The following is a 23,719-nucleotide window of genomic DNA, read 5'->3' on the forward strand; positions in this document are numbered from 1 at the left end:
GCTTCCTTCAATCCTCGACCACCCAGGTGTCCTTGGTTCCGCCACCCTGAGAGGAATTCACCACCAGGGAACCCTCACGCAGGGCCACGCGCGTCAAACCGCCAGGCACCACCCGGGTTTCGCGCCCGGACAGGACAAACGGACGCAAATCGATATGGCGCGGCGCGATGCCGTTTTCGACAAAGGTCGGACAGGTCGACAGCGACAGCGTCGGCTGTGCAATGTACGCATGCGGTTTGGCTTTGATGCGCTCGCGAAACGCATCGATTTCGGCCGTCGTCGCGGCCGGCCCCACCAGCATTCCGTAACCGCCGGAGCCTTGGGTTTCCTTGACCACCAGATCTGGCAGATTGGCCAGCACGTGGGACAGTTCAGACGGGTTGCGGCATTGCCAGGTCGGCACGTTTTTCAGGATCGGCTCTTCGTCGAGGTAGAAACGGATCATGTCGGTGACAAACGGATACACCGACTTGTCATCCGCCACGCCAGTGCCGATCGCGTTGGCGAGTACGACATTCCCGGAGCGGTAGGACGACAGCAGCCCCGGCACGCCAAGCATCGAATCCGGGTTGAACGCCAGCGGGTCGAGAAAGGCGTCATCGAGGCGTCGATAGATCACGTCGACCGCTTTCGGGCCATCGGTGGTGCGCATGAACACCTTGTCGTCACGCACGAACAGGTCCGCGCCCTCGACCAGTTCCACGCCCATTTCCCGCGCCAGAAACGCATGCTCGAAAAACGCACTGTTGAAGCGCCCCGGCGTCAGCACCACCACACTCGGGTCATCAATCGGGCTTGAGCTTTTCAAGGTGTCGAGCAACAGGTTCGGGTAGTGGTCGATCGGTGCGATGCGCTGGGCGGCGAACAGCTCCGGAAACAGGCGCATCATCATCTTGCGGTCTTCGAGCATGTAGCTCACGCCGCTCGGCGTACGCAGATTGTCTTCGAGCACGTAATAGGTGCCGTCGCCGTCGCGCACCAGATCGACGCCGGAAATATGCGAATAGATATCCCGGTGCAGATCCAGGCCTTGCATCGCCAACTGGTATTGCTCGTTGGCCAGCACCTGTTCGGCGGGAATGATCCCGGCCTTGATGATGCGCTGCTCGTGATACAGGTCGGCGAGAAACATGTTCAGCGCCTTGACCCGCTGGATGCAGCCGCGCTCGACGATCCGCCATTCGCTGGCAGGAATGCTGCGCGGGATAGTGTCGAACGGAATCAAACGCTCGGTGCCCTGCTCGTCCCCATAGAGCGTGAAGGTAATCCCGGCGCGGTGGAACAGCAGATCGGCTTCGCGCCGCCGTTGCGCCAGCAGTTCATCCGGCGTATCGGCCAGCCATCGGGCGAACTCGCGATAATGCGGGCGAACCTGGCCGCCGGCATCGTACATCTCATCAAAATAGGTGCGGATCATGCCGTACTCCTTGTCACCCGGACATACAGGCCTTCGCAAGGCCCGTGCCATCGGCATAAACGCTTTAATTTCAATCGGTTGGATATTCACATCGCAGACACCGCACCATTCCTGTGCGACAAATGCTCCAACAGGATTGCCCCCGCTTCATTGCGACGCATTGCAACGCCTATCACCAGCATAGTCAGAACTGATTTCACTGCCCGCCGCAGCGTACGGATAATCCGCGCATTCGCTGCAAAACTTCGCCGGCCACCGCCTCACGAAACTGCCAGCTCAACTGACCTGGACTGCTCCGGCAGCCCGCCCGCTATAGCCCGCAAGGGTTTCAGTCGCGGATCGCTCTTCCCTTTTAGCCACCCTCTCCGGTGGCTTTTTTTTGCCCCGGATTCTTGTTTCAGGGTTTTGCCACAGCGTTTGCGCAGCGCACAAACAACAACGGCCGACCCGAAGGTCAGCCGTTGCGCTACAAGCCGTGCAAGCGATCAGTTCAAACGGTAGCGGTTGCGCACCTCCTGCTTGACGCCCCAGCCTTCGATGATGCCGCCCAGCGGTTCGACCACGGCGGAAAAGCCCTGCTCGAAATCACCGATATCGTCATAGGTTGCGTACATGACCTTGCTGAGTTCCAGCGACCAGGCGCCATCATCACGCGCGCTGACCTGAGCATTGATGGATTCACCGCGAAATTTGCCTGCCGCCCTGCGCGCCCGCTCCTCGTCCGGGAAAATGGCGTAGAACTCGATGGGATGAAACCGGGAAAAGTCGAAACCGCCTTCTTTCATGCGGCGCAGAACATTGCTGCTGATGTCTTCTTGATAGGCTGTGCTCATGAATCGTCCCCCTCGCATAGATGGATAGACTTTCCGTATTCCCGCCCCGGGCCTGTGGCCTAAGTACTTCGACAACGCTGCGGTTGTACGCGGGAAACAAGCATGTAGCTGACAAGACCAGACCTTAGCGATCCATTCGCTGATCTCCCCTGCAGAGTAGCCGCAAGAGAGCGGCGCTGCCAAGGCCTGGTTTACGAGATGACAGGAAGTGTTCAGATTGGCGTGATGCTGCGGATCTCGATGCCGTTCTGGGTCTTGAGGTTTTTAACGCCAGCATCGGCGGTGCGTCCTTCCAGATCGTTCAGATCCAGTTGGGCAGCCACCGGAAGGAGCCTTTCCTTGATCAGCCGCGCGGCTTCATCGTCGGTCGGGCATTCCTCACGTTCGAAGATTTCATCAACGATTTCACCATGATCATCCACGAAAGTGACTTTCCACTTTTGCATCAGTGCCTCCTCGATCAACCCGTAGATGGGCTTACCTCTATCTGGACGTTTTGCCGCGATAGTTGGTTCAAAAGGATTACACAGCGCGATGATCGAATTGCAGGAGTGAGCCTGCTCGCGATTGCGGTTTGCCAGTCACAGAGATATCGACTGATCAATAGCTATCGCGAGCAGGCTCACTCCTACAGGGGTGCTGTGTTGGGAGTCAGTTATTGCCCGGCTTGTTGATTGCTTGCAGCACGTATTGCGGCAAGGCGAAGGCGCCGATGTGGATTTCCGGATTGTAGTAGCGGGTGACGATGCCGCTGCCGATGAAACGCTGTTGCAGGGTTTCACGGCTGAGTTTGCGATAAGCCGGGTTGGTCGAGCCCCACGCGAAGGTCATCGAGCCGCCGATGTAGGTCGGCACCGCCGCCTGATAGAAATGCCAGTCCGGGAACAGGCTGTTGAGGCGACCGGCAGTGGTTTTCACTTCGTCGATCTGCATGAACGGTGTGCCGTTCTGCGTGACCAGAATGCCGCCCTCGTTGAGGCAGCGGTGGCAGGCCTGGTAGAAGTTCTCCGAAAACAGCACTTCGCCCGGGCCGATCGGGTCGGTGGAGTCAGAGATGATCACGTCGAATTTTTCCGTGGTGGTGGCGACGAAACGCATGCCGTCGTCGATCACCAGGTTCAGGCGTGGATCGTCGTAGGCGCCGGCGGAATGGTTCGGCAGAAACTCTTTGCACATGTCGACCACGGTGCCGTCGATTTCGACCATGGTGATGTGTTCAACGCCAGCGTGCTTGGTCACTTCGCGCAGCATGCCGCCGTCACCGCCACCGATGATCAGCACACGCTTGGCGCTGCCATGGGCGAGAATCGGCACGTGGGTGAGCATTTCGTGGTAGATGAATTCGTCGGCTTCGGTGGTCTGGATCACGCCGTCCAGCGCCATCACCCGGCCCATGCGCGGGTTCTGGAAGATCACCAGATGCTGGTGTTCGGTGCGCACTTCGTGCAGCAGTTTTTCCATGCGAAAACGCTGGCCGTAGCCTTCGTAGAGGGTTTCCAGGTACTCGCTGGTTTTGGTGACGGTCATGGTCAAGTGCTCCGATGAAATGCGCGGGCGCCAATCGTGGGGACGATTGCCCGGGAAAGGCGCGCATTCTACGTTGCCGAAGATGACAGGTCGAACCTCACTTGTTCAGCCGGACAGATAACCGTGTGGGAGCTGGCTTGCCAGCGATGGGGCCAACCCGGTTCGTCAGAGACACCGCGTTGATCCCATCGCTGGCAAGCCAGCTCCCACAGGTGATGTATTGATCGTGAACCAGATTCAGACCCGCACATTGCCCCGCGGTCCGGCAATCGCCCAGATGATCAGGCCAAGCACCGGCAGGAGGATGATCAGCAGCACCCAGACGATTTTCATTCCGGTGGACGCGCCGCTTTTCAGCACATTGATGATGGCCCAGATGTCGAGGGCGAGGATGATCAGGCCGATCAGACCGTTGAACGTGGAACCCATAATGTCGCTCCAGAATAGTGGCATGCACTTCTAGGATAGACGGCCCGGCGCAGGGTTCCGTTTTATTGCGAATCAGACGTGAACGGCGACCTTCAACGCTTCGAGTGCCGGTGCAGCGCTGATGCCGACTTCGGCGCACAGCTCCAGTACGCGCGGCACGTCGTTGCCGTAGACCAGCACCATTTGCAGTTCGTCGTCGAGCAACTGGCTGAAGTTCATCAGCGTGTAGCCGCCGTTCTCCTTGTTCAGGCTGCTCATCTGTACCTGAATGCGGTTGAGCGCGGTCAAGGCTTCGGTCTTGGCCAGTTGCTTGGGCTTGAGATTGAAATCCACACCGGGGCCGAACGAGGCGACGATTTGCGCGAACAGGTCGACGTAGGTATCGGCCTGGAACAGCACGGTTTCGGGCAGGCTGCCAACCACCACCCACTCGCCCAACGGAATCGGGAAGGTGTCGTCGTAGTTGATGTCCGGGTTGGCGGTCAGAAAGGCGTCGGCATCAGCGTAGGCTTGCGCCGCTTCGTCAGCCACTTTCAGGATTTCGTCCTCGCCCATGCAGCCGGAGCTGATTTTGCTGATGAGTTCGACGAGTGCAGCTTTCATGAGGGCGGATCCTGTGGCGAAGGGAGATTTCAAGGGCGCGAAGGATAGCGCATTCTCTGCTTCGCCACAGTCCGTGAGGGCGGATTTCAGCCCAACAGCTTCTCGAGTTGCGCGGTGGTGTCGACCGCGCCCATGGTGCGCGCAGCGTCCAGCGCCGTAACGCCATTGGCGTCCTTGGCCCGCGGATCGGCGCCCTTGCTGATCAGGTAATCGACGATTTCCACGCGATTGAACATCGCCGCCATCATCAAGGCGGTACGGCCATCAAAGGACGACCCTTCGATCTCGGCACCCGCCTCCACCAACGCTTTGACCACCGGCAGATCGCCTTTGAACGCGGCGCCGGCGATCGGGCTCTGGCCGTTGCCATTGCGCATTTCCGGATCAGCTTTGTGTTTGAGCAGCACGTTCACGGCATCGACATGGCCGTAGTAGCTGGCGAGCATCAGCAAAGTGTCGCCCTTGCTGTTTTTCAGGTTCACCGGCAAACCGGCCGTCACCAAACGATCAAGCATTTCGGCATCACCGTCACGCGCCTTGTTGAAGACCTGCTCGGTGAATTCGGCAGCTTCTTCCGGGGTCATCTGGCGGCTTTGGTCGGACATGGGGCAACTCCACTTCGGTCAATCGGAAAGCCCACAGTTTCCCGAGGCAGACGAAAACTGTCACCCTCTTTTTCCACAGCGCCGCCATAGCTGAAATCAATAACGGTGTTTGCCTTCGAGGATTTCCGCCAGTATCTGCTCGGTGACGCGGCTATACGTCTGTGTGCCAGGCAGCCACGCATAAATCGGGTCGCCTCCCGTCTGGCCGGGGTCGAAAGCTTCATTTTTTAAACGGGTTTTCTGGTATTTGAAGGTGCCGGTGGTTTCCATTTTCACCTTGACCCGCAGGAACAACGGCACCGCATAGGACGGCAGGCGCTCGCGGGCGAAGGCCAGCAGCTCGGCGAAATCCAGCGTCGCCAGGGATTCCGCCGGGGTGATGGCGGCCATTCCGGCACGGCCGTTGGTGTTGTGGATCTCCACGCCATAGGCCACCGCCTCGGAGATGTGCGGGTGTAGCAGCAACAGGTTTTCGACTTCGGTGGTCGAGACGTTCTCGCCCTTCCAGCGATAGGTGTCGCCGAGGCGATCGACAAACTGCGCATGACCGAAACCGATATTGCGCAGCAGATCGCCGGTGTTGAAATAACGGTCACCCTTGGTGAAAACGTCTTGCAGCACGACCCGGGCGGTTTTCTGCGGGTCGGTGTAGCCGTCCAGCGGGGCTTTTTCGTCGATCCTTGCCAGCAGCAGGCCCTCCTCGCCCTTGCCGACCTTGCGCATGAAACCATCGGCGCTGCGCAGCGGCTCGCCAGTGTCGTGATCGTAGGCCACCAACTCCCAGGCCATCAGCGAGAAACCGATGGTGTTGTCGAAGTTGAGCACGTTGGTGAAACCGATATTGCCGTCGCTCGCTGCGTACAACTCGCAAATGTGTTCGACCGCGAAACGGCCCTTGAACTCGGCCCAGGCCCCGGGGCGCAAGCCATTGCCGATCATCTTGCGCACATCGTGGCGACTGTCGTCGGCATTGGGCGGTTGATCGACCAGATAGCGACACAACTCGCCGACGTAGCCGATCGTGGTCGCACGGTAGCGGCGCACGTCGCTCCAGAACTGACTGGCGCTGAATTTTCGCCGGATCGCAAAGCCCGCTGCGCCGTTGACCGCCGAGCCCCAACACACGCACAGACCGGTGGCGTGGTACAGCGGCAAGGTGCAATAGACGACGTCGTCAGGGCTCATGTCGAGGGCGATCATGCCGAAACTGGCGGAGCTGCGCATCCAGCGCCCATGCTTGAATACCCCGGCCTTGGGCAGGCCGGTGGTGCCAGAGGTGTAGATGTAGAAACACGGATCGTTGCAGAAGATTTGCTGGCTGCTCGGCGGATTGTCGCTGCTGGCATCGGCGCTGGCGCTGATCAGGTTTATGTAGCCTTCGGGCGCGATGCCCGGATGGCTGTAGGTGTCCTGATCGGCCACGAACCAGGTGCGTTGCGCGCCAATCGACACGTGCTCGCGGACGGCGGCAAAGGCTGGCAGCAACTCTTCGCCGACCACGATCGCCACCGGAGCGACCAGGTTGATACTGTGAATCAGCGCATCGCGGGTCTGTGCGGTATTGAGCAAGGCACTGACCGCGCCGACCTTGGCCAGCGCCAGAATGGTAACCAGCAATTCCGGGCGGTTCTCGATGAACACCGCAACCACGTCGCCCTTACCGATGCCCTGCCCGTTCAGGTAGTGCGCGATGCGATTGGCCCATTGATTGACCTGCGCGTACGTCAGCCGCACATCGCCCTGCATCAGGGCCGGGCCGTCGGGGTTGCGCAGCGTCGCTTGTTCGAACGTCCAGCCAAGGCCACAGGTTTGCGTCGGGTCCGTGACGTTGGCTGCTTTCATGCCTTTGACCACCCGCGGGATGGCTTTGGCAATCATCGGCAGTTTGCGGAGCATCATGCCCCAGGTAATCGTGTCGCTTGGCGCGTGACGCATGGAAGCTCCCCGTTCGACCTTGGCTGGCCGATGTTTTTATTGTCGGGCTTGGCTTGAAGCAACCGGCGCATTCAAACGCGGGTCGAGCTTGAAAATACGTCAGCGCTTCGCGGGCTGTACACGCGGTTTTTGCAATGTTTTGTATCCACCGGGCGCACGGCCGCCGCGAAGATCTTCGCTGCGGCATTTGGTTCCATGGTGCCAGGAATAATCCCGCAAAATGCAGGATGCACGATGGCCATTCATGCAGTTTGCACGACCAGCTAAAATTCGTATTATCGTAAGTTGTTGTTTTTAAACAATTTTTAAAAAGATAAATGCTGGCACAATCGCTGCAACCTCCTATGCATGCTTGCCATTCAAGTACATACGGAGCTGATGACATGAGCCTGATTCAAGAAAAATTTACATCGCTGTTCTCCAACTACGAAGTCAGCACTGCCCCACGTCCTGACGGTGGCATCCTGCTCACTCTGCGTAGCAGCGACGGCAAAGTCTTCAAACGCGCACTCTCGTATCAGCAGTTGCACGCTGGCGACCAACTGTCGTGGGCGATCAGCGCAATCCGTCGTGACCTGGCCGAACAAGCCAGTGAGTTGCCGCAAATTGCAATGCTGCAGAGCCAGCAGCGTTTTGCCCTGCCGACGTATCACTCGCTGTAATTCGCTTCAAACAAAACAGGCCGTGGAGCATGCGCTTCACGGCCTGTTTGTTTTTTTCCGGTGAGAAACCATTGCGCGAGCAAGCTCCCACATTTTCCTTTCACTGCAAGATCAGAAGGCTTCCGGTTCGATGCCGGTGAAGCTGTCGACAGTAATGTGGCTTCCCAGCTCCCCGCCTTCACGCGCCAGGCCGCAGGTCTGCAGGCCAGCGGCTTGAGCAGCGTCCAGTTCTTCGACGATGTCCGAAAGGAACAGGATTTCCTCGGGCGCCACGCCCAGCGCTTGCTGGATGTTGGTGTACGACTGCGCCTCGCGCTTGCCCCCCGACGTGGTGTCGAAGTAACCGCTGAACAGCGGCGTCAGATCTCCCGCCTCCGAGCAGCCGAAAATCAGCTTCTGCGCCTGAATCGAGCCGGACGAGTAAACAAACAGTTGATAACCGGCCTGATACCAACGTTGCAGAGCTTCAACGGCATCCGCGTAAACATGCCCCTTCAACTGCCCGGCGTGATACCCCTCGGCCCAGACCATGCCCTGCAAGGCCTTTAGCGGCGTGGCTTTGCGGTCTTCGGCGATCCAGCCGAGGAGGATTTCAACAACCCGCTCAATGTCCGCATTCGGCTCGTTGCTGTCACGGCGTACTGCATCAAGCTGTTCAGCGACATCGGCACGCTCGGCGTTCTGGCGCACAAAGTCCGGCAGATGTTCTGCCGCGTAGGGGAACAGCACGTCGAACACGAAACTGACCGCGCTGGTGGTGCCTTCGATATCGGTGAGGATGGCTTTGATCGGCACGGGCTCAGTCCTCCAGACGCGGGAAACGGCCGGCGATGTCTTCGCCGGTGAAATTGGCAACCCAGCCTTCCGGGTTGTTGAACAGACGGATCGCCACGAAATGCGGATGCTCGCCCATGTCGAACCAGTGCTTGGTGCCCGCCGGAACCGAGATCAGGTCGTTCTTTTCGCAAAGCACGGCATAAACGTAATCGTCGATGTGCAGGGTAAACAAGCCACGGCCAGCGACGAAAAATCTGACTTCGTCTTCGCCGTGCCGATGTTCTTCAAGGAACTTGGCGCGCAATTCGGCTCTTTGCGGGTGATCGCTGTTCAGGCTGATCACATCGACGGTGATGTAGCCACGCTCGGTCATCAACTTGTCGATCTGCTCTTTATAAGCACTGATCACTTCCTCCTGAGTGGCGCCGGGCTGAATCTTCGCCGCGGCTTGCCAGCGGTCGAAGCGCACGCCCTGCTCGGCCAGCGTCGAGGCGATGTCTTCGAAATGGGTCAGCACCTTGTTGGGAATTTCAGGGCTGGAAACGTGGTAAACGGACAGGCTGCTCATGGGCAATTCCTCGGTATCGGCCTTGCCGTCCGGCTCTTGCAGACCGGTCGGGCAGTGCGTTTTATCAGGCAAACGGGCGACTTGCGGTGCAGTCAGCCCTGACGGTTCATGACGCTGCGGGTTGTCAACTCGCATTCAAACAGAAATTCAAAGGCCTCGATCTGGCGCAGTGCGTCGCTCATTTGTGCGCCCCAGGTGTACAGGCCGTGGCCGCGAATCAGGTAGCCGACGCAATCGGGATGGGCGTCGAGCCAAGGCTGCACCTTGGCGGCGAGGCGCGCAATGTCCTGATCGTTGTCGAAAATCGGCACACGCACCCGGGATTCGTGGGTCGAGATGCCGCTGAAGGCTTTTTGCAGCTCGTAGTCTTCGAACTCGATGAAGTCTTGCGGCGTCAGGCGCGACAGCACGGTGGCGTTCACCGAATGGGTGTGCAGCACCGCGCCGATTTCCGCGCGCCAGCTATAAAGCTGAGTGTGCAGCAGGGTTTCGGCGGAGGGCTTTTTGCCCGGTTCCAGACTGTTGCCGGAGAGATCGGTGGCGAGCACATCGTCCAGGCCCAACTGGCCCTTGTGCTTGCCCGACACGGTCAGCAGCGCTTCGCTCGGCGACAGGCGCGTCGAATAGTTGCTGCTGGTGGCCGGCGACCAGCCGCGACCATAGAGGAAGCGCCCGGCGTCGACGATTTGCTGAGCGAGTTGTTCACGGGTAAGGCTCATGGCCTGTCCTCTTGCATGCGTGTGGCAATGATAACGGCCGCGGCGAGCGCCGCGAGACTGGCAATACTGAACGTCAATGTCGCGCCCAAGGCATTCCAGCTGTAGCCGGAATACAGCGCGCCGAGCGCACCACCGGTGCCGGCCAGCGCCGCATACAGCGCCTGGCCCTGGCCCTGTTGACGTGCGCCGAAGCTACGTTGCACGAACGCGATGGCAGCGGCGTGAAAGCTGCCGAAAGTCGCCGCGTGCAGCACTTGGGCGAACAGCAGCACCCAGAGAAATTCGGCGAACGTGCCCAGCAGTACCCAACGCAGCGCCGCCAATAGAAAACTCGCCATCAGCACCCGACGCAGGGAAAACCGCGCCAGAATCCGGCTCATGGCCATGAACATCAGCACCTCGGCCACCACCCCCACTGCCCACAGCATGCCGATCACGCCGCGGCTGTAACCGAGTCGCTCAAGGTGCAAGGTCAGAAAGGTGTAATACGGGCCGTGGCTCATCTGCATCAGCGCCACGCAACCATAAAACGCCAGCACGCCAGGATTGCGCAACTGCTTGAGAAAGCCCTCGCCGCTCGCCCGGTTGCCTTGTGGCGGCTGCGCATTGGGCACCCACAGGCTGCTGAGTACGATGCCGGCCATGATCAGCACCAGCGCCGCCGGGTAGATATCCAGGCTCAGCCATTCGAACAGCCGGCCCAGCGCGACCACGGTGATGATGAAACCGATCGAGCCCCACAGGCGAATCTGGCTGTAGCGCGAAGTCTGACCCTGCAAGTGCGCCAGGGTGATGACTTCAAATTGTGGCAGCACCGCGTGCCAGAAAAACGCATGCAGGGCCATGACCATCGCCAGCCACGCGTAGCTCTTGCTGACGAAAATCAGCGAAAAGGTCAGCAGCGTGCATACCGCGCCAAAGCGCACGATGGCCAGACGCCTGCCGGTGTAGTCACCGAGCCAGCCCCAGATGTTCGGCGCCACGCAGCGCATCAACATCGGGATCGCCACCAGCTCGCCGATGCGCGCCGCGCTGAAGCCGAGATGATCGAAGTACAGCGCCAGAAACGGCGCCGTCGAACCGAGCAAGGCGAAATAGAACAGATAGAAACTGGACAGCCGCCAGTACGGAAGCGCCGCCACGCCGGTTATGCCGCGACGGCTTTGAGCGCAGCCATCAGAGCTGGCCCAGTACCGGCGTGCTCACGCGTACATCGGCGTTCTGCCCACGGTGACGCAGCAGGTGATCCATCAGCACGATGGCCATCATTGCCTCGGCAATCGGCGTGGCACGGATGCCGACGCACGGGTCGTGACGGCCCTTGGTGATCACGTCGACCGGGTTGCCGTGAATGTCGATCGAACGGCCCGGGGTGGTGATACTCGATGTCGGCTTCAACGCCAGATGGGCGACGATCGGCTGACCGGATGAGATACCACCGAGAATGCCGCCAGCGTTGTTGCTGAGAAAACCTTCGGGAGTCATTTCATCGCGGTGCTCGGTGCCGCGCTGGGCCACCGAGGCGAAACCGGCGCCGATTTCCACGCCTTTCACCGCGTTGATGCTCATCAGCGCGTGGGCCAGTTCGGCGTCGAGACGATCGAAAATCGGCTCGCCCAGGCCGGGCATCACACCTTCGGCAACCACGGTGATCTTCGCCCCGACCGAGTCCTGATCGCGACGCAACTGGTCCATGTAGGCTTCCAGCTCCGGCACCTTGTCCGGGTCAGGGCTGAAAAAGGCGTTCTCTTCCACCGAATCCCAGGTCTTGAACGGGATGTCGATCGGGCCGAGCTGGCTCATGTAGCCGCGGATGACGATGCCCTGGCTGGCCAGGTATTTCTTCGCAATGGCCCCGGCCGCCACGCGCATGGCGGTTTCGCGCGCCGAGCTGCGACCGCCGCCGCGATAATCGCGCTCGCCGTATTTGTGATGGTAGGTGTAGTCGGCGTGGGCCGGGCGGAACAGATCCTTGATCGCCGAGTAGTCCTTGGACTTCTGGTCAGTGTTGCGGATCAACAGGCCGATCGCGCAACCGGTGGTGCGCCCCTCGAACACGCCCGAGAGGATTTCGACTTCGTCGGCTTCCTGGCGCTGGGTGGTGTGGCGGCTGGTGCCCGGCTTGCGGCGATCGAGGTCGCGCTGCAGATCTTCCAGGGAAATCTCCAGGCCCGGCGGGCAGCCGTCGACAATGGCGACCAACGCCGGACCATGGCTTTCGCCAGCGGTGGTGACAGTGAACAACTTGCCGTAGGTATTGCCGGACATGCAGGACGCTCCGTGAAATCAAACCCGAATTCTTGATGCGCGCCAGTATACGCAGGCTAACCGAGTAGTTCATCCTCGAACCTTGGCGGTGTTGGCGAGTCCAACCGGCACCTTGGCGAATGATGGCGTGATGATGCTGCGAGTTTTGATCTTGAGTCTTACCCTGTTCACGGGCTTTGCCCAAGCGACGGTCCTGCAACGCCCGGTCACTTTGACTACAGACAACGGCGAACTTTTCGGTTCGCTGTTGCTACCAAAGTCTGACAGCCCGGTGCCGGTTGTCCTGATCATTTCTGGCTCCGGTCCTACCGATCGTGACGGCAACAACCCCGACGGCGGGCGTAACGACAGCTTGAAACGACTGGCGTGGGTCCTGGCCAAACACAACATTGCCAGCGTGCGTTACGACAAGCGCGGAGTGGCCGCGAGCCTCGCCGCAACTCCGGACGAGCGCAATCTGTCGGTGGAGGCTTACGCGGCGGACGCCGTGGCGTGGGGGCAAAAGCTCAAGGCCGATCCGCGTTTCGGCCCGCTGATCGTGCTCGGACACAGCGAAGGTGCGCTGATTGCCAGCCTCGCCGCGCCGAAGCTCGATGCGGCGGCGGTGATTTCCCTGTCCGGCAGCGCGCGACCGGTCGATCAGGTGATCCGCGAACAATTGGCGCGCAGCCTGCCGCCGCCACTGATGCTGCGCAGCAATGAACTGCTCGACAGCCTCAAGGCCGGCCGCACCGATGACAATGTGCCGCAACCGTTGCAGGTGATTTTCCGCCCGAGCGTGCAGCCGTATCTGATTTCGCTGTTCCGCCAGGACCCCGCCAAAGCCTTCGCGCAGTTGCAGATGCCGGCATTGATCGTTCAGGGCAGCAATGACATTCAGGTCGGCACCGAAGACGCGAAGCTGCTCAAGGCCGCCAAACCGGATGCACAACTGGTGGTGATCGAAGGTATGAACCACGTGCTGCGCATCGTGCACAACGACATGAAACGTCAATTAGCCTCGTACAAGGACCCGAATTTGCCGCTGGCCGCCGAACTGGGTTCGGCGATCCTCGGTTTTATTGACGGACTTCGAATCCGTTAACCGCTGTTTACCCTCCAGTCCTTGAAAAAACGGCCGATAAGCCTTTGTCGCCAGCGCAACGGCTGGTGACAAGCAGGGCATGGACAGGATCGCGCCGTTATGACTGATACCCAGACTTCACCCGACACCACCGCTGAAAAAGACGCACCGCCAGCGGTCGAGCTGCCGTGGGCGGATGTTCACGCCGAGCACCACAAGATGCTCCGCCTGGCGCCGCTGCAGACCGACCGCCACACCGGCGGGCGGCCGCTGCGCTTCGTCGAATTTGGCTACGCCGAGCGTCACAGCAAAGAACACAGCCTGATGCGCATGGCAATCAAACTGCCCGGCCAACGGGTGCGCAAGGAACAGAACCACCTCGATGTGTGGGCCGACCACAGCACCAAGCGTGTGCGCTTCGGCCCGGAAAGCGGCTTGCAGATCGAACCGCTGAACCGTGGCATCGGCCGTTTCATCGCCGCGCAAGGCATCAACTGGGCGAAAAAACGCTGGCCCGGCTACACCGTCGACGGCATGGATCTGAACAACAAGGACGCGCTGAACGAAGACACCCGTCTGCGTCGCGATCATTTTTTGCGGGTGCACGGTTTCGACGTGGCGTACGCCGATGCCCAGCATCTCAAAGGCAGTATCAAGACCGTGCAGGTCGGCGATCTGCTCGGTGACTGGAACAGCGAAAAGCTACAGATCGTCGAGATTCTTGAAGCGGCGCAGATGCTCCAGCAGGCCGAGCAGAATCTGGCCGAGCAGGAAGTGAAGCTGAAAAAGCAGGAAGAGAAAGTCAGCAAGTTCAAGCGTGAAGACGCCGGATTGCGTTTCACCATCACCTGTCTGGTGGCGTTTGCGGTGTTTCAGGCGGGGCTGCTGATCTGGATTGCTACGCACCGCTGAGGGCTTTAGACCGGGGCGCGACCATTCGCGAGCAGGCTCGCTCCCACCCTGATCGTTCCCACGCTCTGCGTGGGAATGCAGCCCGGGACGCTCCGCGTCCCAAAAGCGGACGCAGAGCGTCCGTTGAGGCATTCCCACGCGGAACGTGGGAACGATCTGTCACAACCTTAAACGCGGGACGCGAACAGGGCCTGATGGTTGCGGCACTGCTCCGCCGTCAGCATGAACACCCCATGCCCGCCACGGGCGAATTCCAGCCAGGCAAAATCCACTTCCGGGTACAACGCCTCGACATGCACCTGGCTGTTGCCCACTTCAACAATCAGCAGGCCCTTCTCGGTCAGGTGATCGGCCGCTTCGGCGAGCATGCGCCGCACCAGGTTCAAGCCATCATCGCCACAGGCCAGGCCCAGCTCAGGCTCATGTTGATATTCGTCCGGCATGTCGGCGAAATCTTCCGCGTCCACGTAAGGCGGGTTCGACACGATCAGGTCGAAACGCTGCCCCGGCAACCCATCGAAACCATCGCCCTGCACGGTATAGACGCGCTCGTCGACGCCATGCCGTTCGATATTCTGATTGGCCACTTCCAGTGCTTCGAACGAAAGATCGGCCAGCACTACTTCAGCATTCTGGAACTCGTAGGCACAGGCGATACCGATGCAACCGGAGCCGGTGCACAGGTCAAGGATCCGCGCCGGTTCGTTGCCGAGCCACGGTGCAAAGCGGTTTTCGATCAGCTCGCCAATCGGTGAACGCGGAATCAATACGCGCTCGTCGACGATAAACGACATACCACAGAACCACGCCTCGCCCAGCAGGTACGCGGTAGGAATGCGTTCTTCGATGCGACGCTTGAGCAGGCGTTGCAGGTTGACCAGTTCATCGTCTTCCAGCGCGCAATCGAGGTAGCTGTCGGCGATCTCCCACGGCAGATGCAGCGCACCCAGTACCAATTGCCGGGCTTCGTCCCAGGCATTGTCGGTGCCATGGCCGAAAAACAGATCCTCCCCATGGAAGCGGCTGACGGCCCAACGGATGTGGTCGCGCAGGGTACGAAGTCGGGAAGTGATCACGGGCAGAACTCCTGAAAAAACGACTGGCGATTCTAACAGCCAAAACGCGCGACGACGACGCAGGAAAACCCGTGCGGCAACGGTAGGAGTTTTCTGTTTTTTGCATCAGCTATTGAACAGAAGGTGTAACTTGACAAGGCTGCAGGCCAATAACGACGGCGCCTACGATGGTAGCGATTCACAGAAGCGCTCAGCCAGAGGACAATGTCGCAAAAGCCCCACCCCAAGGAGCCCCAGAATGTCCGTTCCAAAAACGATGTTTCAACTCAGCGGTCGCGGTTACGCAGCGGCCACACTGAGTCATGCCACCGTGGTCATCATCGATGCCCAGAAAGAATATCTCAGTGGCCCGCTGGCCCTGAGTGGCATGGACGCGGCCGTCGCGAACATCAAACAACTGGTTGCCGCAGCCCGTGCCGCCGGTCGGCCGATCGTGCACGTGCGTCACCTCGGCACCGTCGGTGGCCTGTTCGACCCGCAGGGCGAGCGCGGCGAATTCATCCCCGGCCTGGAGCCGCAGGGCGATGAAACCATCATCGGCAAACTGCTGCCGAGCGCGTTTCACGGCACCGAATTGCTCGACCGCCTGCAAAACCTGGGTTCGCTGGACCTGATCGTCTGCGGTTTCATGAGCCATTCCAGCGTCAGCACCACCGTGCGCGCAGCGAAGAATCTGGGTTTTCGCTGCACCCTGGTCGAAGACGCCTGCGCGACCCGTGACTTGCCATTCAAGGGCGGCGTACTCAAGGCCGAGCAAGTGCAGGAAGCCGAAATGGCGATCATGGCGGACAACTTCGCCACCCTCGCCCTGACGCAAGACCTGATCTGATCTGCGCGGATGAGCGGCTTGCGGCGCCGCTCATCCATTAAGCCCGCTGATTTGCCGCAAATGCCATAGCCTCAGGAACAACCCGGTCAACTCCCGGTCGAAGGGCCGATACCCATTGAGGAAGGTCGGAATGAAGTTATCCGATGGATTTGACGCACGCCGCTTGCGGCCCAAAGGCCAAAGCAACTGGCGTTTTCGATTCGGCGCTGCGATCGCCGCCATTCTGGCGACGTTCGGCGTGCTGCTGGCGATGGCCGGGGCGGCCAGCCTGCTCGGGCGCCCGCCGGCGCTCGGTGACCTGAACGCTACGCCGAAGGGCTCGGCAATCATTCTGGCGGTCGGCTTGCTGTTTCTGTATTTCGGTGTCGCCCTGTGGCGCCGCTGCCGCCGTCGCGCACGGCAATCGCGGGAACTGAACATGTCCCCGCACCTGATGAAAAAACACGACTGATCAACGGCCTGGCTTTTTGCCGGGCCGTTTTGTTTCGACTTGGGTAAACTGGCCGCCCTTCGCGGAGGCTGACATGCAAGACGACGATTTTTCCCTGTTCAAAAGTGCCATCCAAGGCGTCAAGCCGATCAAGCACGACCGCGCCGACACCGGCAAACCCAAGGCTGACCGCGCGCAAATCGCCAAATTGCGCCAGTCCGCTACCGTGCGCACCGGCACCACGATCATTGACGGCCTGTCCGACCAGTTCGTGATCGACGTCGGCCCGGAAGACGAGTTGATGTGGGCGCGCGACGGGGTGCAGGAAAGCCAGATGCGCAAGCTCAAGATCGGCCAGATCCAGTTCGAAGGCAGCCTCGACCTGCATGGCATGAGCGTGGAAAAAGCCCGGGAAACTCTGTGGGCCTTTCTCGCCGAAGCGACCAGATTTGAAATCCGCTGCGTACGCGTGACCCACGGCAAGGCTGTGCGGCTGGACGGCAAGCGGCCGATGATCAAAAGCCACGTCAACACCTGGCTGCGCCAGCATGCGCAGGTCCTCGGATTCTGCTCCTGCCAGGCAAAACACGGCGGCGCCGGCGCGGTTTACGTGATGCTCAAACGCACCATGATGGAAGGCCGCGACGAATAATCGCGTCACACCGAACTTGCAGGGTTGTGTCCGCCGCCGTACCCTTGCCGCTTGCGAAAATCCCCACAGGTAGTTTCATGTCCCTGGAACAGAATTACACCGCGATTCTCGGCCAACTGGGCGAGGACGTCTCCCGCGAGGGCCTGCTCGACACGCCAAAGCGTGCCGCCAAAGCCATGCAGTACCTCTGCCGCGGTTATGAACAGACGCTCGAAGAGGTCACCAACGGTGCCCTGTTCAGCTCCGACAACAGCGAAATGGTGCTGGTCAAGGACATCGAGCTGTATTCGTTGTGCGAACACCACCTGCTGCCGTTCATCGGCAAGGCGCATGTGGCCTACATCCCGAGCGGCAAGGTGCTGGGCCTGTCGAAGGTGGCGCGGATCGTCGACATGTACGCTCGCCGCCTGCAGATTCAGGAAAACCTGAGCCGCCAGATCGCCGATGCCGTGTTGCAGGTGACCGGGGCGCTGGGCGTGGCCGTGGTGATCGAGGCCAAGCACATGTGCATGATGATGCGCGGTGTCGAGAAGCAGAACTCATCGATGATCACCTCGGTGATGCTCGGTGAATTCCGCGAAAACGCCGCGACCCGCAGCGAATTCCTCAGCCTCATCAAGTAATTCGCCGCGGCAGAAAAAACCGGCTTTCATCGCCGGTTTTTTTTCGTCCGTGAAAAATCGGGTAAGCTGCGCGCCTTTCTCAATTCGCACCGTGAGGCTTTCAACGTGTTCGTCAAAGCGCTTCGTGTCGGCCTCGGCCAACTGGTTATCTTCATCGACTTCATCACCCGCCCGGGCAAGAAACAGCGCCCCGCCGCTGCTCAGGCGCAAGTCGACGCTGCCGCCAAGGATCTGACCCTGTATCAGTTCCATGCCTGCCCGTTCTGCGTGAAGACCCGTCGCACCCTGCGTCGCCTGAATGTGCCGGTGGCGCTCAAAGACGCCAAGAACAACGAGCGGGACCGCCAGACCCTGCTGGAACAGGGCGGCCGGATCAAGGTGCCTTGCCTGCGCATCGAAGAGAATGGCCAGACGACCTGGATGTATGAGTCCAAGGTGATTATTGATTATCTGGACAAGCGCTTCGCTGCGGTCTGATGGTTGGGGCGGAGTTGCTGATGGCCCCATCACTGGCAAGCCAGCTCCCACATTGATCTGTGGCGTTAAAAAAACCTGTGGGAGCTGGCTTGCCAGCGATGAGGCCCTCCCAGGCACCAAAAATCCCAGCCAACAATAAACCGGCCCTCAAGCCGGTTTTTTTACGCCGCTTTATCGTGCTGAGCCTTGCGCACCACCGCCGCCAATCGCTGCAATCCTTCATCCAGCCGCGCCGGATCGATGTGGCTGAAATTCAAACGTAAATGCCCAAGGTGGTTATCCGGATCCGGGAAAAACGGCTCACCGGGCATGAACGCCACATCGTTGGCCAAGGCATCGTTGAGTAATGTTCGCGTGTCCAGCGGCCGCTTCAGTGTCAGCCAGAAAAACAGCCCGCCCTGCGGTATCTCCCAATCAGCCAGGTCGGCAAAATGCTTTTCCAGCGCCGACTGAAATTCATCGCGCCGCTGCCGGTAAAACCCGCGCAGCTCGTTCAAATGCTGCTGATACTTGTCGCTGCCGATCCATTGCAGCGCCTGCCATTGGCCGATGCGATTGGTGTGCAGATCGGCGGACTGCTTGAGTTTCAGCAAATGCGGAAACAGGTCGGGACTGGCAATCAGATAGCCGACGCGCAACCCTGGCAGCAGGGTTTTCGACACGGTGCCGGTGTAGATCCAGCTGGCGCTTTGCAAGCGGCCGGCGATCGGTCTGGCACTGGCGCCGTCGAACGTCAGTTCGCGGTAGGGCTCGTCTTCGATCAGCGTCACGCCAAATTCATCGAGCAGCGCGGCGACGGCGGCACGCTTGGCTTCGCTGTAGCGCACAGCGGACGGGTTCTGAAAGGTCGGGATCAGATAGATGAACGCGGGACGATGCTGCTGCAGGCGCTCGCGCAACTGCACCAGATTCGGGCCGTCGACCTCTTGCGCGACGGTCAGGCAATCGGCGCCGAACAGCTGGAAAATCTGCAGCGCGGCGAGGTAGGTCGGCGCTTCGAGCAAAATCTCCGTGCCTTTGTCGATGTACAGCTTCGCCGCCAGATCGAGAGTTTGCTGCGAACCGCTGACCACCAGCACCTGACTCGCCTGGCACTCCAGCCCGAGCGCCCTCGCCTCCGCCGCCAAGGCTTCACGCAATGCCGGTTCGCCTTCGCTCATGCCGTACTGGCCGAGCGACAGCGGCATGTCGGCCCACTCGACTTTCGGCAGCATGGCCTCGGCGGGCAAGCCACCGGCAAACGACATCACCTCGGGCCGCTGAGCGGCAGCGAGAATTTCGCGGATCAAAGAACTTTTAAGGCGCGTGACACGTTCGGAAAAAGCCATGGAAGTCACCGGTAGCGAGGCGTAAGGAAAATGAGTCAAACTGATTGACTGAAATTACGCCAACGCCAACGAGTACGTCAACATGCTTGACCTTAAAAACCCGATCAGCCAACAGCACGCCATGGAAGCGTTTTTCTTCGGCTATCAGGCGTTCACTGCCAAGGCAGACGAAATGCTCGAACGCCGCGGCCTGTCGCGGGTGCATCAGCGCATCGTGTTTTTCATCGCCCGTTACCCGAATCTGAGCGTGAAGGAATTGCTCGCACTGCTCGGCGTGAGCAAACAGGCGCTGAATATGCCGTTGCGCCAGTTGCAGGAAATGCATTTGGTCGACAGCGTGGCGTCGCAGACCGACAAGCGAAAACGCCTGCTGGAATTGACTGCCGAAGGCGCGAAGTTCGAGCAGGCGCTGCGCCGCGAACAGGTGAAATTGCTCGAACGGGTGTTTGCCGAGGCTGGCGAGGCGGCAGTGAACGGCTGGCTGGCGGTGAATGTGGCGCTGGGCAAGAGCCAGGCAGCTCTCGATTGATTGTTCGGGCCTCATCGCTGGCAAGCCAGCTCCCACAATGATCAGGGGCGTACACAGATATGAAGAAACCCAAGAATCCTTTGGAAGCTGGCTTGCCAGCGATGGGGGCCTGAAGGGCCATATATCCCTATCACTGGAAAAACTGAAGACAAAACCAAAAACAATATTTGCTTTATTTGTACACAAAAGCATAATCCACAGCGTGCGAGTTCCTGACCGCATGGTCAACAAATTCGCGTATGCCTCAAAGGGCCGCTGCCACCCCTCATGGGTCCGGCCCTGGAAATAACAATAAAACTCTTGAGGAGTACTCGCTGTGGAAAGCCGCAAATCCGAAGCATCGCCGCTGGATCTCTCGCCGCCCTTACGCACTGGCCTGCTGGAGCGTCTGTTTAAACTCAGCTTGCATGGCACCACGGTGAAGACCGAGCTAATTGCTGGTCTGACAACCTTCATCACCATGGCTTACATCATTTTCGTCAACCCGAACATCATGGCCGATGCCGGGATCGATCACGGTGCAGCCTTCGTCGCCACGTGCATCGCCGCCGCGCTGGGCTGCCTGTTGATGGGCCTCTATGCGAACTGGCCGGTGGGCCTGGCGCCGGGCATGGGCCTCAACGCATTCTTCACCTACACCGTGGTCGGGACCATGGGCTACAACTGGGAGACCGCACTGGGCGCGGTGTTCGTTTCCGGTGTGCTGTTCATGATCCTGACGTTCTCGCGGATTCGCGAATGGCTGCTCAACAGCATCCCGGTCAGCCTGCGCTTCGCGATGGGCGCCGGCGTCGGTCTGTTTCTCGGGCTGATCGGTTTGAAAACCGCTGGCATCGTCGTTGATAGCCCGGCCACCCTGATCAAGCTTGGCTCGCTGCGCGAACCCGGCCCGCTGCTCGCCGCGATCTGCTTTCTGATGATCGCGATTCTCAGCTATCACAAAGTCTTCGGCGCCATTCTCATCAGCATCATCACCGTCACCCTCGCCGGTTGGGGGCTGGGCATCGTTCACTACCAGGGCATCATGTCCGCCCCGCCGAGCCTGGCGCCGACCTGGATGGCCATGAACGTTGCCGGCGTGTTCAACGTCAGCATGATCAGCGTGGTCCTCGCCTTCCTGTTCGTGCACATGTTCGACACCGCCGGCACGCTGATGGGTGTCGCCCAGCGCGCCAATCTGGTCAACCCTGACGGTCGTATCGAAAACCTTTCGCGCGCGATGAAGGCCGACAGCGCCTCCAGCGTTTTCGGTGCCGTGGTCGGCGTTCCGCCAGTAACCAGTTACGTGGAAAGTGCCGCAGGTGTGGCAGCGGGTGGTCGGACTGGTCTTACCGCCGTGACCGTAGGTGTGCTATTTATAGCGGCGATGTTTTTCGCACCGCTGGCCGGCATGATTCCCGCGTATGCCACCGCCGGTGCATTGATCTACGTCGCGATGCTGATGATGGGCGGCATGGCCCATATCGAATGGGATGAGGCCACTGATGCGATTCCGGCCATCGTCACCGCGATCATGATGCCGCTGACCTTTTCGGTCGCCGACGGCATCGCACTGGGCTTCATCACCTACGTGGCGTTGAAGGCCGGGACCGGCAAGTACAAGGAAATCTCCGTCAGCCTGTGGGTACTCTGCGCGATCTTCATCGCCAAGTTCATCTTCCTCTAAGCGCTACGCGGTCCGGTTTCCAGACAGCCCCACCCTCACCGGTGGGGCTTTTGCACATTCATGAATACAACAAAAAAGGAGCAACAAGATGAGTCTGGAAACCTGGCTGCTGTTCAGCGGCGCTGCGCTGGTGGTGATCCTCATTCCGGGGCCGCTGTCGTTGTTGATGATCAGCAACAGCCTGAACTACGGACTGCGCCGTTCCTACCCGGCGTTTTTAGGCGGTGTCACGGCCTCGATCTGCCTGCTCAGCGCATCGGCCCTGGGCCTGGGTGCATTGTTGCTCGCCTCCGAGCAATTGTTCAGTGCACTGAAAATCGTCGGCGCGCTGTACCTGTTCTACCTCGCCTGGCAGAGCTGGCAACAGTCGCGTCAGCCGTCGGTCGGTGCCGACGTACCGCAAGCCGCGCCGGTGCCGCGCTTTCGCGCACTGTTTACCCGCGCCTTCGTGCTGGGCGCCAGCAACCCGAAAGACATCCTGTTTTTTGCCGCGTTCCTGCCGCAGTTCCTCAGCGCCGAGCAACCGTTTCTGCCGCAACTGCTGGTGATGATCGCCACCTGGACCGTGCTGGACCTGTTGTGCAAACTGGCCTACGGCCTCGGTGCCCATGGCGCGGCACGGTACCTGCGCAGCGGCAAGGGGCAAAGCTGGTTCAACCGTATCAGTGCCGGTCTGTTCGGCGGTGCCGGTGCAGCCTCGTTGCTCAGCAGTCACTGAAAAAGGTTTGATCCGTTGGTTCATTACGAATCGACTATTGGCACCGTCTGACTTGAGAGATTTCCGTCAGACGGCGACCCCAACTTGAAAGCCCCGCCGCAAACATCACCGGGATGATGCGCAATACACCGCAACAACCCATTGATGTACACCATTTGAACACTCCCCTTATTATCCCGGCCTGTTTTAACAACAACCCGCCAGGACAAGGAAGTTCAAATGGCCACTCTGATAAGCGAAGCCTCGATTCAATTAGATCCGGTCGTGATCAACGACATGAAGTTCGAGAAAAACGCACATGATGCTTCGACAATTGATTTCGATAACGCTGCAGATACTGCACCGGACACTTCCCGCAAAAACAAAACTGGCCAATTGAAGGTCAACGACACGGTCTTCGGCCCGCTACAAATCGGCGAAATTTCGATAACACGGGCTTCCCTCGATGCTTTGGGCGCAACCATTGACGGAAAACCGTTGAACGGTGAAAACACCTTCTTCCGCACGCCCAAGCGATCGTTCATCAACTCGTTGCAGTTCAACGCCAGCGCCGTAGAGCGTTGCATGAAGGCTTCGAGCGGCAACGACGTATACCTGCTACCGAATCTGCTCTTTGACATGGCCAGTCGCCGCCCTCTCACGGCGCCACGAATGATCCGTGAAGTCACGCAAAGCGAAGCCGGCCCTGGCAACTATCGCAACAAAATCGAGCAACTTCTTACCCGCGCACAAAACCTCGATTTGCAACATACCCAACTCCCGAAAAATACCGGCCGCTGGGCTGCCGCGACAAAATCCTATCTGACCGTTGGCTCAAGCGTCGGCCTTCAAGCGTTCGGCATATACGCGGGATTGCGCGGCGTGATCGCTGCAATCAAAGCGGGCGACACCTCGGAAGTGGTAATAAACAGTGTCGGGATTGCTTCGGAAATCGGTTCCATTGCGATTGATATTGGCGTCAGCAAGATTGCCACCGAGATGTTGACCGCCGGGCAGACCGTTTTCCGCGACTTTGCCAAAACCCGATTTGCGCTCAGGCTGGGTCGCTCCGGGGGTTGATTGGCGGCGCCCTG

The 23,719-nt window shown here is 59.7% G+C and carries 27 protein-coding genes; 12 read left to right on the forward strand and 15 right to left on the reverse strand.

Annotated features, from left to right (window positions below):
- Nucleotides 1-7: 7 nt before the first annotated feature.
- The 8 genes from M0746_RS16265 to M0746_RS16300 all read right to left on the reverse strand — a co-directional run bounded on the left by M0746_RS16265 (nt 8) and on the right by M0746_RS16300 (nt 7,349).
- On the reverse strand, nt 8-1,417 hold the full coding sequence (locus M0746_RS16265) for a circularly permuted type 2 ATP-grasp protein (RefSeq protein WP_103303811.1): 1,410 nt from the start codon (nt 1,415-1,417) through the stop codon (nt 8-10).
- 485 nt (nt 1,418-1,902) lie between these two features.
- Complete coding sequence (locus tag M0746_RS16270; protein WP_003223226.1) at nt 1,903-2,250, reverse strand: ribonuclease E inhibitor RraB; 348 nt, start codon at nt 2,248-2,250, stop codon at nt 1,903-1,905.
- 212 nt (nt 2,251-2,462) lie between these two features.
- Nucleotides 2,463-2,696 carry a hypothetical protein gene (locus tag M0746_RS16275; protein ID WP_093103157.1) on the reverse strand — a complete coding sequence of 78 codons (234 nt, stop codon included), beginning with the start codon at nt 2,694-2,696 and terminating at the stop codon, nt 2,463-2,465.
- A 205-nt stretch (nt 2,697-2,901) separates the two neighbouring features.
- Complete coding sequence (gene speE, locus M0746_RS16280) at nt 2,902-3,777, reverse strand: polyamine aminopropyltransferase (RefSeq protein ID WP_090282513.1); 876 nt, start codon at nt 3,775-3,777, stop codon at nt 2,902-2,904.
- A 237-nt stretch (nt 3,778-4,014) separates the two neighbouring features.
- On the reverse strand, nt 4,015-4,206 hold the full coding sequence (locus M0746_RS16285) for a PLDc N-terminal domain-containing protein (RefSeq protein WP_090282512.1): 192 nt from the start codon (nt 4,204-4,206) through the stop codon (nt 4,015-4,017).
- 72 nt (nt 4,207-4,278) lie between these two features.
- Nucleotides 4,279-4,809 (reverse strand): hypothetical protein, encoded by a 531-nt coding sequence (locus M0746_RS16290; protein ID WP_258449915.1) that lies wholly within the window; start codon nt 4,807-4,809, stop codon nt 4,279-4,281.
- Nucleotides 4,810-4,895: 86 nt separating this feature from the next.
- Nucleotides 4,896-5,414, reverse strand: coding sequence for an ankyrin repeat domain-containing protein (locus tag M0746_RS16295; RefSeq protein WP_208938060.1), 519 nt, complete (start codon nt 5,412-5,414; stop codon nt 4,896-4,898).
- A 96-nt stretch (nt 5,415-5,510) separates the two neighbouring features.
- A complete protein-coding gene (locus tag M0746_RS16300; RefSeq protein ID WP_258449916.1) occupies nt 5,511-7,349 on the reverse strand; it encodes a long-chain-acyl-CoA synthetase in 1,839 nt (612 codons plus the stop codon).
- Nucleotides 7,350-7,732: 383 nt separating this feature from the next.
- Between M0746_RS16300 and M0746_RS16305 the strand changes: the two genes are divergently transcribed.
- Complete coding sequence (locus M0746_RS16305; RefSeq protein ID WP_016773780.1) at nt 7,733-8,011, forward strand: DUF3509 domain-containing protein; 279 nt, start codon at nt 7,733-7,735, stop codon at nt 8,009-8,011.
- Between the two features lie 111 nt (nt 8,012-8,122).
- On the opposite strand, the gene mtnC is transcribed toward M0746_RS16305, so the two are convergent.
- The 5 genes from mtnC to aroC form a co-directional block, all read right to left on the reverse strand.
- Nucleotides 8,123-8,806 (reverse strand): acireductone synthase, encoded by a 684-nt coding sequence (mtnC, locus tag M0746_RS16310; protein ID WP_258449917.1) that lies wholly within the window; start codon nt 8,804-8,806, stop codon nt 8,123-8,125.
- A gap of 4 nt (nt 8,807-8,810) precedes the next feature.
- Nucleotides 8,811-9,356: a 1,2-dihydroxy-3-keto-5-methylthiopentene dioxygenase gene (locus M0746_RS16315; protein WP_258451496.1), complete on the reverse strand. Its 546-nt coding sequence runs from the start codon at nt 9,354-9,356 to the stop codon at nt 8,811-8,813.
- A 92-nt stretch (nt 9,357-9,448) separates the two neighbouring features.
- The gene (locus tag M0746_RS16320; protein ID WP_258449918.1) at nt 9,449-10,075 is read right to left on the reverse strand and encodes a methylthioribulose 1-phosphate dehydratase; all 627 of its coding nucleotides are present in this window, start codon (nt 10,073-10,075) and stop codon (nt 9,449-9,451) included.
- The gene (locus tag M0746_RS16325; protein ID WP_208938074.1) at nt 10,072-11,217 is read right to left on the reverse strand and encodes an MFS transporter; all 1,146 of its coding nucleotides are present in this window, start codon (nt 11,215-11,217) and stop codon (nt 10,072-10,074) included. Before M0746_RS16325 ends, M0746_RS16320 begins: the two co-directional genes overlap by 4 nt.
- A 34-nt stretch (nt 11,218-11,251) precedes the next feature.
- Nucleotides 11,252-12,343, reverse strand: coding sequence for a chorismate synthase (gene aroC / locus M0746_RS16330; protein WP_258449919.1), 1,092 nt, complete (start codon nt 12,341-12,343; stop codon nt 11,252-11,254).
- A 130-nt stretch (nt 12,344-12,473) separates the two neighbouring features.
- Here aroC and M0746_RS16335 point away from each other — a divergent pair, with 130 nt between their 5' ends.
- Both M0746_RS16335 and M0746_RS16340 read left to right on the forward strand, forming a co-directional pair.
- Complete coding sequence (locus M0746_RS16335) at nt 12,474-13,427, forward strand: alpha/beta hydrolase (RefSeq protein ID WP_258449920.1); 954 nt, start codon at nt 12,474-12,476, stop codon at nt 13,425-13,427.
- Nucleotides 13,428-13,526: 99 nt separating this feature from the next.
- A complete protein-coding gene (locus tag M0746_RS16340; protein WP_258449921.1) occupies nt 13,527-14,318 on the forward strand; it encodes a hypothetical protein in 792 nt (263 codons plus the stop codon).
- Nucleotides 14,319-14,485: 167 nt separating this feature from the next.
- Here M0746_RS16340 and prmB read toward each other — a convergent pair whose 3' ends face one another.
- Complete coding sequence (gene prmB, locus M0746_RS16345; RefSeq protein ID WP_208938082.1) at nt 14,486-15,394, reverse strand: 50S ribosomal protein L3 N(5)-glutamine methyltransferase; 909 nt, start codon at nt 15,392-15,394, stop codon at nt 14,486-14,488.
- A 238-nt stretch (nt 15,395-15,632) separates the two neighbouring features.
- Here prmB and M0746_RS16350 point away from each other — a divergent pair, with 238 nt between their 5' ends.
- From M0746_RS16350 to M0746_RS16370, 5 genes are all read left to right on the forward strand, one after another.
- Entirely contained in the window at nt 15,633-16,223 is a 591-nt protein-coding gene (locus M0746_RS16350; RefSeq protein WP_090282502.1) for a cysteine hydrolase family protein, read from the forward strand.
- A 130-nt stretch (nt 16,224-16,353) separates the two neighbouring features.
- On the forward strand, nt 16,354-16,674 hold the full coding sequence (locus M0746_RS16355; protein WP_258449922.1) for a hypothetical protein: 321 nt from the start codon (nt 16,354-16,356) through the stop codon (nt 16,672-16,674).
- A 73-nt stretch (nt 16,675-16,747) separates the two neighbouring features.
- Nucleotides 16,748-17,305, forward strand: a complete 558-nt coding sequence (locus M0746_RS16360) for a Smr/MutS family protein (protein ID WP_258449923.1) — start codon at nt 16,748-16,750, stop codon at nt 17,303-17,305.
- A 77-nt stretch (nt 17,306-17,382) separates the two neighbouring features.
- Entirely contained in the window at nt 17,383-17,928 is a 546-nt protein-coding gene (folE, locus tag M0746_RS16365) for a GTP cyclohydrolase I FolE (RefSeq protein WP_003236739.1), read from the forward strand.
- Nucleotides 17,929-18,033: 105 nt separating this feature from the next.
- Nucleotides 18,034-18,405 (forward strand): glutathione S-transferase N-terminal domain-containing protein, encoded by a 372-nt coding sequence (locus tag M0746_RS16370; protein ID WP_208938115.1) that lies wholly within the window; start codon nt 18,034-18,036, stop codon nt 18,403-18,405.
- Between the two features lie 161 nt (nt 18,406-18,566).
- Here M0746_RS16370 and M0746_RS16375 read toward each other — a convergent pair whose 3' ends face one another.
- The gene (locus M0746_RS16375; protein WP_258449924.1) at nt 18,567-19,733 is read right to left on the reverse strand and encodes an aminotransferase-like domain-containing protein; all 1,167 of its coding nucleotides are present in this window, start codon (nt 19,731-19,733) and stop codon (nt 18,567-18,569) included.
- A gap of 82 nt (nt 19,734-19,815) precedes the next feature.
- On the opposite strand from M0746_RS16375, the gene M0746_RS16380 reads away from it, so the two are divergent.
- The 4 genes from M0746_RS16380 to M0746_RS16395 all read left to right on the forward strand — a co-directional run bounded on the left by M0746_RS16380 (nt 19,816) and on the right by M0746_RS16395 (nt 23,705).
- Complete coding sequence (locus tag M0746_RS16380; RefSeq protein ID WP_208938119.1) at nt 19,816-20,262, forward strand: MarR family winged helix-turn-helix transcriptional regulator; 447 nt, start codon at nt 19,816-19,818, stop codon at nt 20,260-20,262.
- A gap of 316 nt (nt 20,263-20,578) precedes the next feature.
- Complete coding sequence (locus tag M0746_RS16385; protein WP_090282498.1) at nt 20,579-21,928, forward strand: NCS2 family permease; 1,350 nt, start codon at nt 20,579-20,581, stop codon at nt 21,926-21,928.
- 88 nt (nt 21,929-22,016) lie between these two features.
- Complete coding sequence (locus M0746_RS16390; RefSeq protein WP_090282497.1) at nt 22,017-22,646, forward strand: LysE family translocator; 630 nt, start codon at nt 22,017-22,019, stop codon at nt 22,644-22,646.
- A gap of 219 nt (nt 22,647-22,865) precedes the next feature.
- A complete protein-coding gene (locus M0746_RS16395) occupies nt 22,866-23,705 on the forward strand; it encodes a hypothetical protein (protein ID WP_258449925.1) in 840 nt (279 codons plus the stop codon).
- Nucleotides 23,706-23,719: the final 14 nt, after the last annotated feature.

This window comes from Pseudomonas sp. S11P7 (genome assembly GCF_023195435.1).
Classification (GTDB): domain Bacteria; phylum Pseudomonadota; class Gammaproteobacteria; order Pseudomonadales; family Pseudomonadaceae; genus Aquipseudomonas; species Aquipseudomonas fluorescens_G.

What these genes read in the sequence shown, in the direction of transcription:
- M0746_RS16290 (WP_258449915.1), bottom strand. Translation starts at nt 4,809, where the DNA reads ATGAAAGCTGCACTCGTCGAACTCATCAGCAAAATCAGCTCCGGCTGC.
- M0746_RS16270 (WP_003223226.1), bottom strand. Translation starts at nt 2,250, where the DNA reads ATGAGCACAGCCTATCAAGAAGACATCAGCAGCAATGTTCTGCGCCGC.
- M0746_RS16305 (WP_016773780.1), top strand. Translation starts at nt 7,733, where the DNA reads ATGAGCCTGATTCAAGAAAAATTTACATCGCTGTTCTCCAACTACGAA.
- M0746_RS16340 (WP_258449921.1), top strand. Translation starts at nt 13,527, where the DNA reads ATGACTGATACCCAGACTTCACCCGACACCACCGCTGAAAAAGACGCA.
- M0746_RS16320 (WP_258449918.1), bottom strand. Translation starts at nt 10,075, where the DNA reads ATGAGCCTTACCCGTGAACAACTCGCTCAGCAAATCGTCGACGCCGGG.
- M0746_RS16300 (WP_258449916.1), bottom strand. Translation starts at nt 7,349, where the DNA reads ATGCGTCACGCGCCAAGCGACACGATTACCTGGGGCATGATGCTCCGC.
- M0746_RS16390 (WP_090282497.1), top strand. Translation starts at nt 22,017, where the DNA reads ATGAGTCTGGAAACCTGGCTGCTGTTCAGCGGCGCTGCGCTGGTGGTG.
- folE (WP_003236739.1), top strand. Translation starts at nt 17,383, where the DNA reads ATGTCCCTGGAACAGAATTACACCGCGATTCTCGGCCAACTGGGCGAG.
- aroC (WP_258449919.1), bottom strand. Translation starts at nt 12,343, where the DNA reads ATGTCCGGCAATACCTACGGCAAGTTGTTCACTGTCACCACCGCTGGC.
- M0746_RS16355 (WP_258449922.1), top strand. Translation starts at nt 16,354, where the DNA reads ATGAAGTTATCCGATGGATTTGACGCACGCCGCTTGCGGCCCAAAGGC.
- M0746_RS16315 (WP_258451496.1), bottom strand. Translation starts at nt 9,356, where the DNA reads ATGAGCAGCCTGTCCGTTTACCACGTTTCCAGCCCTGAAATTCCCAAC.
- M0746_RS16335 (WP_258449920.1), top strand. Translation starts at nt 12,474, where the DNA reads ATGATGCTGCGAGTTTTGATCTTGAGTCTTACCCTGTTCACGGGCTTT.
- M0746_RS16360 (WP_258449923.1), top strand. Translation starts at nt 16,748, where the DNA reads ATGCAAGACGACGATTTTTCCCTGTTCAAAAGTGCCATCCAAGGCGTC.
- M0746_RS16395 (WP_258449925.1), top strand. Translation starts at nt 22,866, where the DNA reads ATGGCCACTCTGATAAGCGAAGCCTCGATTCAATTAGATCCGGTCGTG.
- M0746_RS16285 (WP_090282512.1), bottom strand. Translation starts at nt 4,206, where the DNA reads ATGGGTTCCACGTTCAACGGTCTGATCGGCCTGATCATCCTCGCCCTC.
- M0746_RS16350 (WP_090282502.1), top strand. Translation starts at nt 15,633, where the DNA reads ATGTCCGTTCCAAAAACGATGTTTCAACTCAGCGGTCGCGGTTACGCA.
- speE (WP_090282513.1), bottom strand. Translation starts at nt 3,777, where the DNA reads ATGACCGTCACCAAAACCAGCGAGTACCTGGAAACCCTCTACGAAGGC.
- M0746_RS16375 (WP_258449924.1), bottom strand. Translation starts at nt 19,733, where the DNA reads ATGGCTTTTTCCGAACGTGTCACGCGCCTTAAAAGTTCTTTGATCCGC.
- M0746_RS16295 (WP_208938060.1), bottom strand. Translation starts at nt 5,414, where the DNA reads ATGTCCGACCAAAGCCGCCAGATGACCCCGGAAGAAGCTGCCGAATTC.
- M0746_RS16275 (WP_093103157.1), bottom strand. Translation starts at nt 2,696, where the DNA reads ATGCAAAAGTGGAAAGTCACTTTCGTGGATGATCATGGTGAAATCGTT.
- M0746_RS16380 (WP_208938119.1), top strand. Translation starts at nt 19,816, where the DNA reads ATGCTTGACCTTAAAAACCCGATCAGCCAACAGCACGCCATGGAAGCG.
- M0746_RS16265 (WP_103303811.1), bottom strand. Translation starts at nt 1,417, where the DNA reads ATGATCCGCACCTATTTTGATGAGATGTACGATGCCGGCGGCCAGGTT.